At 36.7% G+C, this 13,587-nt stretch carries 10 protein-coding genes and 1 riboswitch; of the genes, 1 reads left to right on the forward strand and 9 read right to left on the reverse strand.

What is annotated here, in order from left to right; all coding sequences use genetic code 11:
• Positions 1-34 precede the first annotated feature (34 nt).
• The 9 genes from ACYQ73_RS07410 to ACYQ73_RS07450 all read right to left on the reverse strand — a co-directional run bounded on the left by ACYQ73_RS07410 (position 35) and on the right by ACYQ73_RS07450 (position 12,429).
• A complete protein-coding gene (locus ACYQ73_RS07410) occupies positions 35-235 on the reverse strand; it encodes a DUF6501 family protein (protein ID WP_460011884.1) in 201 nt (66 codons plus the stop codon).
• 308 nt (positions 236-543) lie between these two features.
• Positions 544-1,275, reverse strand: coding sequence for an amino acid ABC transporter ATP-binding protein (locus ACYQ73_RS07415; RefSeq protein WP_460011885.1), 732 nt, complete (start codon positions 1,273-1,275; stop codon positions 544-546).
• A 12-nt stretch (positions 1,276-1,287) separates the two neighbouring features.
• Positions 1,288-2,013, reverse strand: coding sequence for an amino acid ABC transporter permease (locus ACYQ73_RS07420; protein WP_460011886.1), 726 nt, complete (start codon positions 2,011-2,013; stop codon positions 1,288-1,290).
• A gap of 170 nt (positions 2,014-2,183) precedes the next feature.
• A complete protein-coding gene (locus tag ACYQ73_RS07425; RefSeq protein ID WP_460011887.1) occupies positions 2,184-3,050 on the reverse strand; it encodes a transporter substrate-binding domain-containing protein in 867 nt (288 codons plus the stop codon).
• Between the two features lie 115 nt (positions 3,051-3,165).
• Positions 3,166-3,352: riboswitch (Lysine riboswitch) on the reverse strand.
• A 383-nt stretch (positions 3,353-3,735) separates the two neighbouring features.
• Positions 3,736-5,013: a 2-oxoglutarate dehydrogenase complex dihydrolipoyllysine-residue succinyltransferase gene (gene odhB, locus ACYQ73_RS07430; protein ID WP_460011888.1), complete on the reverse strand. Its 1,278-nt coding sequence runs from the start codon at positions 5,011-5,013 to the stop codon at positions 3,736-3,738.
• 93 nt (positions 5,014-5,106) lie between these two features.
• The gene (locus ACYQ73_RS07435) at positions 5,107-7,932 is read right to left on the reverse strand and encodes a 2-oxoglutarate dehydrogenase E1 component (protein WP_460011889.1); all 2,826 of its coding nucleotides are present in this window, start codon (positions 7,930-7,932) and stop codon (positions 5,107-5,109) included.
• 230 nt (positions 7,933-8,162) lie between these two features.
• Positions 8,163-9,548: a sensor histidine kinase gene (locus ACYQ73_RS07440; protein WP_460011890.1), complete on the reverse strand. Its 1,386-nt coding sequence runs from the start codon at positions 9,546-9,548 to the stop codon at positions 8,163-8,165.
• Positions 9,545-10,219 (reverse strand): response regulator transcription factor, encoded by a 675-nt coding sequence (locus tag ACYQ73_RS07445; RefSeq protein WP_460011891.1) that lies wholly within the window; start codon positions 10,217-10,219, stop codon positions 9,545-9,547. The genes ACYQ73_RS07440 and ACYQ73_RS07445 overlap by 4 nt, the downstream gene beginning before the upstream one ends.
• Positions 10,220-10,401: 182 nt before the next feature.
• Entirely contained in the window at positions 10,402-12,429 is a 2,028-nt protein-coding gene (locus tag ACYQ73_RS07450; protein WP_460011892.1) for a diguanylate cyclase domain-containing protein, read from the reverse strand.
• A 553-nt stretch (positions 12,430-12,982) separates the two neighbouring features.
• Here ACYQ73_RS07450 and ACYQ73_RS07455 point away from each other — a divergent pair.
• On the forward strand, positions 12,983-13,531 hold the full coding sequence (locus ACYQ73_RS07455) for a GNAT family N-acetyltransferase (protein WP_400731048.1): 549 nt from the start codon (positions 12,983-12,985) through the stop codon (positions 13,529-13,531).
• The last annotated feature ends 56 nt before the right edge of the window (positions 13,532-13,587 follow it).

Raw genomic sequence — 13,587 nt, forward strand, 5'->3', positions numbered from 1 at the left:
AAATCCGGACGCAATTACACCAAGGCGAAATTGATTATACTTCGAAATAATCTTTATAGTAACCACCGATATTACCAGTATTATCAATAATAAAAATGAATTCTTCTGTTTCATTTTTCACATCATATTGTTTCCCTACTGTTAATACGTTTGAAACTAAATATTTTGATGCATTTGTATGCTTACAAGTAACTGTGCGTACTGTTGGAGCATCTTTCCATTTTAAATGTAACATAATCTCTCTACCTCTCTTTACTAGCACGAAGCTAATGTCTACTGCTTATTCTATAATATTTTTGAACTTTTGTGGAGAAAAAATCCATAGAAGACCATATTTTTTCCGTAACTATTGTTTTTTTACCATATCCATAATAAAAATTTTTACTTTGAGGTGTTACTATGAGCTTTGGTGGTGTACCGCAATGGTTTTTTATACTAGCCGTTGCATTTGCAATTTGCTTTGTTTTATACGCAGAATGGAATTCTAGAAAATAAGTGAGCCCATTAATTTGGACTCACTTTTTTTGTTATTGTAACCGAACGTTATTTTAATGTTCGTTTTAAAAACTCTTTTGTCCGTTCATGCTGAGGATTTACTAGTACCCGTGATGGTGGTCCTTCCTCTACAATTACCCCTTTATCCATAAATACGACGCGATCCGCGACTTCTTTGGCAAATTCCATTTCATGCGTAACTATTAACATCGTATTCCCAGCATCCGCTAGCTGACGCATTACCTTCAACACTTCACCGACCATCTCTGGATCCAGTGCTGACGTCGGTTCATCAAATAGCATTACATCTGGGCTCATTGACAATGCTCGTGCAATCGCTACACGCTGTTTTTGACCGCCAGATAGTTGTCGTGGCTTCGCATGTACGTATTGATCCATACCAACAATTTGTAAATATTTTAAAGCAACTTCTTCTGCTTCTAGCTTTGAACGCTTTAATACTTTCATTTGACCAACTGTACAATTTTTTAGCACATTATGATTGTTGAATAAGTTAAATTGCTGGAATACCATACCTAAATGTGTACGGTATTCTTGGATGTTATGCTTCTCGTCTAAAATGTTTTCCCCTTTGTAGATAATTTGACCGCCACTTGGTGTTTCCAGTAAATTAATGCAGCGTAGTAATGTTGATTTACCTGATCCGGAAGAACCTATTAAGCAGACTACCTCGCCCTTTTCTACTTGAAAATTTACATCCTTTAACACTTGGTTACGACCAAATGATTTACTTAAATGCTCTATTTTAATAACTGTCACTTGTTCGTCCCCCTATACTGCTTCTTTCTGTTCTTTTTGGTAGGCATCTGGTCCGTCCAGTCGTTTTTCAATATAAAGTAAGATTCTTGATGCTGTGAATGTCATGATGAAATAAAGGACACAAGCTACAAAGAAGGATTCAAAATAGCGGAAGTTATTACCTGCGATCGATTTTGTTTGGAAGTATAATTCCGTAACCCCGATAACGTTTAATACTGCTGTATCTTTAATATTCATAATTAATTGGTTACCTGTTGCAGGCAATATATTTCGCGCAACTTGTGGTAATACAACATGTAGCATAATTTGAAAATGGTTCATACCAATTGCCGATGCGGCCTCATACTGCCCTTTATCAATGGATACAATACCACCACGTACAATTTCAGCCATATAAGCACCTGTGTTTAATGAAACAACTAAAATACCTGCCGTAATAAAGTGCATATCAATGCCAAATGCCATATCTAATCCGTAAAATACAACCATTGCTTGTACAATCATTGGTGTACCACGGAAAAATTCGACATAGCATGTTAGTATAAAATTAATGAGCTTTAAGCTATAGAACTTTACACCTTTTTTACGAACCTTGATGGTATGCATAATTCCGATGAAAAATCCGATGAGTGCACCAATAATTGTACTACTAATAGAAATAAGCAATGTATAATACGTACCTCGTAAAAACATTTGCCAGTTGTTCTCAACAATAGAAATAATCCATTCAAAACTCATGATGTTCCTCCTAACAACGTCGTGATGCTTGTTCGTTACAGTATCTTGTCTTGGCTGGAGCCTTGTTTCATTTATTTTATGAAACTTTTAACTCAGACATTATTATTATTTATAAAGATTATATTTTGTAATGATTTGGCACGGACTAGCAGAAAGCCCGTGCCATCATGTTATTGTGCTGCTGGTTGTTGGTGAATGGCTTCTTCCATAATTTTTTGGCGATCATCTTCAGAAATGCCTTTTAAAATTTCATTGATTTTTTCAAGGTTTGCATCGCCTTTACGTAAACCAACTGCAATGGATGTATTTGAAATATCTGTATCGAAGCCTTTTTCAAACTTTACATATGTGAACTTATCGTTTGCAGCAGCAGCGGAAATACCTTCTGGACGTTCTGCTACATAGCCGTCAATTTTCCCAGCTTCTAATGCTACACGCATAGCTGGGAAGCTATCCATTGCAGTTTGTTTTTTTACATCTTTGATTTGATCAATAACAGTGTAGTTAGATGTATTTAATTGTGATGTGATTTTTGCTCCAGAGAAATCTTGGATAGAAGTTGCTTTTTCATATTTACTACCTTTTTTAATCACCATTACAAAATCAGACGTATAGTAGTTTTCAGTGAAATCAACTGTCTGCTTACGTTCTTTAGTAGGTGACATACCAGCAACGATTGCATCGATTTTATTGGATTGTAGCGCTGGTACTAAGCCATCCCATTCCAATTTTACGATGACTAATTCCTTTCCTAAGCCTTCAGCGATTTTTTTCGCCATTTGCACATCATAACCACCTGCATATTCTGCATTATCCGCAATTTTTACTGCGCCATTTGCATCATCCTGCTGCGTCCAGTTAAACGGAGCATAACCTGCTTCCATCCCAACACGGAATTGTCCTCCGCCTTCTTCCGTATTCGTCTTGTTTCCGTCATTACTAGATGACGTCGTAGCCTTTTTGTCACCAGCACCACAAGCTGCTAGCAAAATTGCAGTCATGACGGTCAACATTAATACCAACGATTTTCTTTTCATGTAACATTCCCCTTTTCTGTAAAAAAATAAAACAACTGTACCAAAAAAGACCTAAGTACTGAACTTAGGTCTTACTTTTTTAACAGTTGCCCAAATCCTCACTAAAATTCCATCATTCCGAGATAGCACAACCTAGTAAACCTGGAAAATAATTTACTAGGACAGTCCTGCACTTATTCACTGCAGACCCAGCATAAAAGTACGAGCTCCTTTTATACTTCGGCGATAGTTCCTTCTCCATTGCGTCTTCGCTTGCTTGTACTCAACAATGAACTAATAAATACCGCGCCTCTACCTCACAATAGATTAAATGTGAGGTTTGTATATTTAATTGATATTATGATACTACTATAAAGCTAATATGTTCGTCAAGATAATTTCATCACTTTTCTGACTAATTACAATATTAGGGTTTTTTATCCTTTTAATGCCTTATATTCACTTTTACAAAGTTGAAAATGATAAAGTCCGCTGCTTTGCCGAAAGAATCTGTAAAATTGTCCATGCTTCTTTATACGAACTTCAAGCAATTTTTATACTTGGATACATTTTAGCTCTTCTTTCGGTCGCTCTGGGTCATCTATCCGTCGCTCTGAATACTTTATCCGTCGCTTCCTTTAATTGTTCCATAAAAAAGAAAAAACCCTGCAAAACAATGTTTGCAGGGTTTTAATAAACTCAGGAATTAAGAATTTAATAATAAATCTTCTGGGTTTTCAAGTAGTTCTTTAACAGTTTTAAGGAAGCCTACAGAATCTTTACCATCGATAATACGGTGGTCATAAGAAAGAGCTAAGTACATCATTGGGCGAATTTCTACTTCACCATTCACTTCAACTGGACGTTTTTTGATAGTATGCATACCAAGGATACCAGCTTGTGTACCATTCATGATAGGTGTAGACATTAATGAACCGAATACACCACCATTTGTAATTGTGAATGAGCCACCTTGAAGATCAGCTAAACCTAATTTTTTGTCGCGAGCTTTTTTAGCTAGGTCTGCAATTGAATCTTCAATTTCAGCAAAGTTTTTGCGGTCAGCGTCACGTACAACTGGTACTACTAAACCTTCTTCTGTTGATACAGCTACACCGATATCAAAGAAGTTGTTTAAGTGAATTTCATCACCAGCGATTTGTGCGTTCACATATGGGTATTTTTTAAGAGCTGCAACTACAGCTTTTGTGAAGAATGACATGAAACCAAGTTTAGAGCCAGTTGACTCGAAGAATTGGTCTTTTTTACGAGAACGTAAAGCCATAACGTTTGTCATATCTACTTCGTTGAATGTAGTTAACATTGCTGTAGATTGTTTTACTTCAAGTAAGCGTTTTGCAATTGTTTGGCGACGACGGCTCATTTTTTCAATTGTTACACGTGATTCATCTACAGCTGCAACTGCTTTAGGTGCTGCTGGAGCTGCTTGTGGTGCTGCTACTGGAGCTGTACCATGAGCTGCTACGTCTTGTACACGTACACGGCCTTGCGGATCTACTGGAGATACAGCAGCAAGGTCAATACCTTTTTCACGAGCAAGTCTACGAGCTGCTGGAGATGCGATTACACGCTCACCAGTAGTTTCTTCTACAACTGGTGCTGCTGCAACAGGAGCTGGTGCCGCTTGTGGCGCTGCTGCAACAGGAGCTGGTGCCGCTTGTGGCGCTGCTGGTGCTGGTGTTGGTGTTGGTGCTGCTACTGGTGCCGCTGGAGCTGCTGCTGCACCTTCGCCAGCTTCTACTACTGCGATTACTTGACCTACAAGTACAGTATCGCCTTCTTCAGCTAAAATTTGAGTTAAAACTCCCGCTTCTTCAGAAATGATTTCAGCGTTTACTTTGTCTGTTTCAAGTTCAACGATGAATTCACCTTTTTCAACGCGATCGCCCACTTTTTTTACCCACTGTGCGATACTACCTTCTGTAATCGATTCTGCTAATTCAGGGACTTTAATTTCAGCCACTTTCATTTCCTCCTTTAATTAACGTGCATTGTGCACATAAAAGGGCTACTGCCTCAGCAAGTAGCCCGGCTCTCAAAAATTAATATGTGATTATTATTTAACCTTTACAGGCTCAGCAACTGCTTCTTCTACAAGTGCGGCTTGAGCTGCTTTATGAGAATCTGCATCACCTTCTGAAGTAGAACTCATTGCAGGACGTCCTACATAACGAAGCTTTTTACCTTCTGAAAGTTCATGTAATGTTTCTAATGCAAAATTCCATGAACCTTGGTTTTTAGGTTCTTCTTGTACCCAAACAACTTCTTTTACATTCGGATACTTAGCAATAATACCAGCAACTTGCTCTTTTGGGAATGGGTAAAGTTGTTCTACACGAGTAATGTGTAGGTGATCGAAGCCTTCACCATCTTTAATACGATCTGCAATGTCGATCATCACTTTACCTGAACCTAAAACAATGCGCTCTACAGCTTCTGGTTTTGAACCTAGGCCTGGTTGTTCAATTACTTCTTGGAATGAACCATTTGCTAATTGATCAGCATTCGCTGCAGCTAATGGGTGACGAAGTAAGTACTTAGGTGATACAACCACAAGTGGGCGAACGCCTTCTGTACCTAATAATGCTGCTTGACGACGTAATAAGTGGTAGTAGTTACCTGCGTTTGAACAGTTTGCTACGAACCAGTTATTTTCAGCAGACATTTGTAAGTAACGTTCCATACGGCTTGAAGAGTGTTCTGGACCTTGACCTTCATAACCATGTGGTAAAAGAATAACTAGACCCGATTTTTGACCCCATTTAGCACGTGCACCTGAAATAAAGTTATCGAACATCACTTGTGCCATGTTCGCAAAGTCACCAAATTGAGCTTCCCAAACTGAAAGTACATGACCATTCTCTAAATTGTAACCATATTCAAAGCCCACTACCCCTGCTTCTGTAAGTGGAGAGTTGTGTACTGTAAATGATGCATTTGCACCTGAAATATGGTGAAGTGGCGTAAATAAATTACCATTGTTTTTGTCATGTAACACTAAGTGACGTTGAGAGAACGTACCACGTTGTGCATCTTGACCTGTAAAACGTACTGGTGTGCCATCTTGAATAATTGTTGCATAAGCTAAAGTTTCTGCATGACCCCAGTCGATTTTTGCAGAAGCAAATGCATCACGGCGTTTTTCTAAAATTTTGCCAAGCTTTTTCTGTGGTTCGAAGTTTTCTTCAAACACTAAAAGCTCTTCATTAATTTTTCCTAGACGTTCCGCACCAACTGCTGTATCAATTTGTGGGAATTCTACTTTTAATTCTTCTGGCATTTCTATATGCTTGTGTTCATCTTTATCTGCCATTTCTTTTACATGATCATAAGCTGCTTGCATTTCAGCATAGATAGCTGTATCTAATGCTGCAACTTCATCAGCAGAAACTACACCCTCAGCTGCTAATTGAGCACCGTATAAAGCACGAACTGGCTCATGTTTAGAAACTAATTTATATGTTTCAGGGTTTGTTACAGTTGGATCATCAGTTTCATTGTGACCATGACGACGGTAGCCGATAAGGTCAACGATGATATCTTTACCGAATTTTTGACGGTAGCTAGCTGCAAAACGACCTACTAAAACTACAGACTCAGGGCTATCTGCATTCACATGCACAACTGGTACTTCGTAACCTTTTGCAGGGTCAGAAGAGTAAACAGATGAGCGAGAGTCTTGTAGTTCAGTTGTAAATCCAATCATGTTGTTAGCAATGATGTGAACTGTACCACCAGTAGTGAAACCTTCAGTTTTTGCGAAGTTTAATACTTCTGTTACGATACCTTGACCTGGGAATGCAGCGTCACCGTGCACAAGAATACCTAATCCTTTTGTGCGGTTATGAACAGCTTGCCCTGGTTTAGAAGTGTCATCTTGTGCTGCACGAGCAGTACCTAAAACAACCGGATTTCCTACTTCTAAGTGAGATGGGTTGTATGCAAGCTTAACATTCATACCAGATTCACGCATATATGAAGCACCCATGTGGTACTTAACATCGCCAGTCCAGCCTTTAGTAATTTCAAGGCGACCATCTTTTGGGATAAATAACTCATTAGATACATGTGCAAAGTCAGAGAACATCATATCGTATGGTTTATTTAAAATGTGTGTTAATACATTTAAACGACCACGGTGAGCCATACCAATACGTACTTTTTCTACGTTATTTGATTCAGCTGTTTTTAAAATTTCATCAAATAAAATGATTTGAGTATCTAAACCTTCACCAGAGAAACGCTTTTGACCTACAAAAGTTTTATGAATAAACTTCTCGAAGTTTTCAACACGAGTTAAACGATCTAATAAAGCTTTTTTCTCATTAGAAGCTAATGCTTGTTTAAATGAACCTGTTTCAATTTGTGCTTGAATCCAATCACGTTCTTCTGTTGCTACTACGTGATTATATTCAAATGCTACTTTATCTGTATAAACAGATTTTAAGAAATCGATTGCATCTTTACCATTTTTCACGTTTGCTGGCACATCTTTGAAGAAGATAGCTGCAGGAATTTCAGCTAAATCTGCAGCGCTAAGGTTGAACGCGCTCTCTTCAATTTGAGCTGTTTGTAGTTCACGGTTTTTCAAAGGATAAATATCTGCTGCTAAATGACCGTTTGTACGGATTGCATCTGCTAATTTCACAGCTGCTAATACTTTCTTGTAATCGCCAGCAGGAGCTGCTGTTGCATTACTAGATACAGCTACTTCACCTTCTACTACTACTGGTGCACCAAATTGTTGGAATAATAATACTAACTCCGGTTCTACTTCTTCAGGAGACTGTAAGAATAAGTCGTATTGCTCCATCACATATCCTAGGTTAGGACCAGAAAAAGCTGACCATGGAGAACTTACAGTTGTAACGTTGTTCGACATGAAAAATGACCTCCAAATTTTGCCTTTCGGCAGTTCCATTAATTAAATTACAATTAATTATATAATAATTTTCCGTTCTTTTAAAGGATGTTTGACATCTTATCCATTATTTAAAGAACGTTTTTTCCATCTCAATCTTACTACTCTTCACAAAAAATACAACTCTTTTTAGCAAATTAAGCAATTTTTTTCCCAAAGGATGAAATAATTAAATAAAGCATGGATTTTTCTCAATATTTCAGTGGGAATTTCAGCAAGAAAACGGTTCCAACATTTTTATCACTCTTGACTTCAATAGAACTATTGTACTTTTCAAGTAACATTTTTGTAATACTAAGCCCTAAGCCTGTACCACCTATTTGACGATTTCTTGCCTCATCAACTCGATAAAAGCGATCGAAAATGTATGGAATGTTTTCTTCCGCTATACCAATGCCATTATCTTCTATCTTTACTACCACTTCCTGTTCTAATACAGATAATGAAATTTGAATCTCAGGAATTTTTTCACAATAACGAATTGCATTCTCTATTATATTACGAACAATTTGGCTAAGTGCATTTTCTGTTATAAATAATCGCCCTATTTCTCCATCTTTCGACAGCGATATTCGAGCATCCGGATGAAGGAGTCTTGTGTCCTCTATAACCGCTTCTATAACAAATACTGCATCAGCCTCACTTTTGATGTCCTTTTCTTCACGACGTGCAAGTTCTAGTAGTTCTTCGATCATTTTACGCATCCGTGCAATTTCAGTTAATGAAGTTTCAATAGATTCCTCTAAAATTTCTGGATCATCTTTCCCCCATCTTTTCAAAAGGGACAGATGTCCTTCAATTGCCTGGATAGGCGTCCGTAACTCATGAGAAGCATCCGCAACAAATTGTTGCTGCTTTGTAAATGATATTTGCAATTCATTCATCATCGCATTGTACATCTTCAATAAATCACCAATCTCATCATGAGACGTGTAAGTTAATTGAATTGGTTCATTAAATCCTTTATCCATTACGGTTTTCATGGATGCACGTAACGCATGCAATGGCTTCATCAAATAATTGGCTAGATAATAGCCAATTGATGCTGATAACACCAATCCTCCTACACCCGCTATGAGCATGGCAGTTAATAGATAATGCATTAACGACTGAAACTTAGATAATGGATGAACAACTTGAATATATCCTTTGAAGAAGCCGAGCTGAATCGGTTCATTAATAACAAAGGCATCCTTTTTATCAATTGTCATTTCTACAACTTCATTCAATGCAGTTAAGGGCGCAGCCTGCGAAGTATTATTAATGCTTAAAATCTCAATACCATCTACATTAAACATTCTGACGGTTTGATCTCGATCCACAATGGTTTTTAATAGACCCGTGTTTTCTTGAATTTGCTGTACAGTAAGATTAGGTCCTTGTGACTCTAAAAAGGATATTAAATCAGCCCTCGTTAATTTAATCTTACTTTGCTCATCATTTATTAGCCATGTATGCAATGAAATATACACGACAATACAAATAATCGTATAGCTAAAAAATATAACAGCACTAGATGTGAGCATCCATTTTCTTTGTAATGATTGATTGACTAAATAATCTTTTAATTTTTTCATTCGCGCATCACGTACCCCACACCACGAACGGTTTCGATATAGGCATTCATATCACCCGGTAGTTTATTTCGCAAATGCCGAATATATACATCTACGACATTTGTCTCTATATCCGTATCATACCCCCAAACAGAGGTTAAAATTAGCTCTCGTGTACATACTTTATTTTTATGCTCTATCAATAATTTAAGTAAATCATATTCTGTTTTCGTTAAATCAAGCCTTTTCCCTTGTACAATTACTTCGTATGCCGCTACATCGATTTCGATATCACTAAAATGTAATGATTCCCCATTTTTTTCATCAGGCGTTATCCGACGTAAAATAGTACGAATTCTAGCTAATAGTTCTTCAATAGCGAATGGTTTTACTATGTAGTCATCTGCGCCAGCATCTAAGCCAGCTACACGATCCATTACAGCATCTCGAGCCGTTAATAATATAATAGGTACCTTTGACTGCGTGCGTATTCGACGACAAATTTCAATTCCATTTATTCCTGGAAGCATAACATCTAATAACAGCACATCAAAATGATCAGATGAAGCTAACTCCAGTCCTTCACGTCCATCAAAAGCGACGAATACATCGTAACCTTCATGTTTTAATTCTAGCTCCACAAAACGAGCAATATGCTTTTCATCTTCCACCAAAAGTATTTTTTTAGACATTTCTTCACCTTCTATTCTCAAATAACTATGAGGGGTTTCCTCTTTAATACTGTTATAGCATAACATCAAACAAAAAGTCTGTACCACAAGCAACTACTTGTTTGTACAGACTTTTTTTAACTTCTTTCAGGAAATGTTTTGATAGCGAAGCGTCAGCTACAATTATGCCGAGGCATAATTGATTAGGCGTCAGCAATATAGAGATTATTTTTTCCAGTTTCCTTCGCTTTATATAAAGCTTGATCTGCTAGGTCTAGTAATTCATTTAATGTGTGACCGTGGTCCGGATAATAAGCGATACCAATGGATGCAGTTGGTGCAAAGTGATGACTTTCGATTGTCCAACCTTTTTTTAGTTCATTACGAATGCGATTAATAATATCCATCATTTGTGTATGTCTCGTCTGATCATTCCGAGTTAAACCTGTTAGGACGACAACAAATTCATCGCCACCCATTCGTATAACTAAATCATGGTTACGTACAGCCGTAATTAAAACTTGGCCAAACTTTCGGATAAAGTCGTCCCCCGTGTCATGGCCATACCGATCATTAACATGCTTAAAGTCATCCCCATCGATATAAAGCATAGCTAAACACTCATTACGTTCTTGCGCTTCTATCAATAGTTTCGGAAATTCCTTTTGTAAAAAACGACGATTTGGTAGTTGTGTTAACGTATCGTGATAAGCTAAATATAATAAATCATTCTCTCGTTCCTTACGATGAGTTATTTCACGAGATACCATCATAATTTGTGAAACTTTTTCGCGCTCTGGATCATGAACAACTGTTACGTTTCCTTCAGTCCAAACAGGCGTACCATCCTTTGCCCTCAACAGTAGCTCAAACTGTGTTTCCGTTTGGCCCGAATAATTATTTAAAAATGTTTGCCAAGACTGCTTACTTTGTTCATCGACAATGTTACTGTAAAACTGACCTTGTAATTCTACATTTTCATAGCCTAAGAAAATCTCATAGGAAGGCGAGGCATAAATAATGATGCCATCTTCGTTTGTAATGACAATCAAATCATTTGTATTTTCTGTAATAAGGCGGAATGTGCGTTCAATATTTTTCAATTCCGTTAACATTCTTTTCTTGTCCGTAATATCATAGTTAATGGATAAATATTGTTCTGTCTCCCCGAATTCATTTTTTAATGGAACTATAGATGCTTCTACCCAAAAATCAGCATGAAATTTTGTACGGTAGCATAGCTCGCCTCGCCAAATATTCCCCGCTTTAAGTGTTTTTCGAATTAATTGTAATACAACCTCTGTATTGTCATGAGGCTCTATTAATTTATAAGGTTGACCTATTAGCTCTTCTGCCGTGAAGCCAGTCGCATTTAAAAATAAATCATTAACTTCTAGAAGGTTAGCATTAATATCCAAAACAGCAATGGCAGCTGCTGAATTTAGGGCAGCTTTAAAAACCTCTAAACCATGAGATTTTGAGCGTAACTCCGCTTTTTGTACAGTGAATTGCGTGAAATCTTGCATGAGAAGAAAAATTGCAAAAGAATTATCCCTTTGCATAACCGGAGATAGTGAAACTAAATACATACGCTCTTTTTTATCCAGTGTATGAAGCTTGATGAGTTTTTCACCAATATTTTCGCCCATAGCCGCTCTTCGTAAATAGCTCTGGATGTTCCCTACTTCATCTTTAGGAACAATTGGTAGATTGACGAATAATTGTTGTTTAACGGTTTCAGTATCTAATTTAAAGTCTTCCGTGAAGCTTGAGTTCACCTCATAAATAGCTCCTTCAGCTGATAAGATGACCGTAGAAAAAAAAGACTGATCAAACATTGAGCGCAGAAACAAAAATTTATCTTCGATACTACGATCATAGAGAATTTCTTTTGTTATAGCTAAAATATAGTCTTCATTATTATGTTTAATCGGTCGAACAGATGTCTCATATTTACGAACTTCAGATTTATAATAGGCATAATCCACATATTCAACTTGACTATGCTTCGAAATTGCTTGATTGTAGTTTTCTTGAATTACAGAAAAAATTTTTCGACTTGAGGTAAGGGTAGAAAGCATTTTCCCAATCGCCTCATGTGATAACAATGCTCGTGCTGCTTTATTTAAGCGAATATATTGATAATCGTTTCCCACTTTTTTCATTAAAAAGACAAAATCTTTGCCAATAAACAATTCATTAAATAAATCCTCGCTTAAAAGATATTCCATGCTGTCACCCCCATAGTCGTTAATATTAATATAGAATTTTTATATAGCTTTTGTATATACAAAAAAAATCAATACTACTATAATAACATAATTTAAAAGAATCACCTTTCTCGAATTGGAAAAATTTTATCCTTTTAAGGCTATTTTTTGATAATTTACCTTTTTAGATGAAATAATGTAATCCTAAAGAAATATATTTTAAATATTTCTACTCATAAAATTGATATTTTAGACTCAACACACCCCCAAATTATAAATAAACAAATTTTAACTATCTATGCAATTATTTATTTTTCAGAATTCACTGACTAATAAACTTATTTTTTGTTTCAGCGAGGAAAATGATTGCATAAAGCAGTATGATTGTTATATTATATTAAAAAAACTAGCCTTTTTTCGGTATGGTCGAAAAATCAGTAAGACAGCGGGAGATTATGGATATCATAGTTTTAACGTCTAGTTCTTTGGGTTTTAATTCCAGTACGAATTTTAGTTTTCTTCTTTATGTTTTAAAGGAATTGTTTTAACTACCCTAGTAAAGGAGGCGTTTCGTATGCTTAAACATCGAGACCTACATGAATGTACAGAGCTCTATGAGCTATTATCACACCCTTCTGTTTTCCCTTTTGTCCGTCAAAAAGCAACATCAGCTGATGAATATTGGTTTATGACAAAACAACTGATTGAAGAAGAAGCAAAGGGACTCGCTATTTCAAGGACAATTACTGATGATTGGGGTCAACCAATCGGCACCATTAGCATTCATGATGTCGAGGATGGTGCAGGCTTTTTAGGAACGTGGATTGGACTCCCTTATCAAGGGCAAGGTTATAATCAAAAGGCGAAAATGCTTTTTTTGAATGAACTTTTTTTTGACTACAACTTCCATACGGTATTTCTCCGTATTCGTGTTGAGAATATAAAATCACAGCGTGCAGCCTTAAAGCTACCTTATGTTATGAGTGCGAATGAAAGTCATCCAACATTATTAACACAGGTTAACAGCGGTAAAGCGCAATTTAATTTATATAAAATTCCAAAAGACTTGTTCTATCTTACAACAGCCAATCAAATGGCAGAAGGCGAAGAACAAGCGATGTAACCTATATGAATATTCATAAAAAAAAGCTATGTGTTCTGTCTTGATGACAGGCACAT

The organism is Lysinibacillus sp. CTST325, from assembly GCF_054665055.1.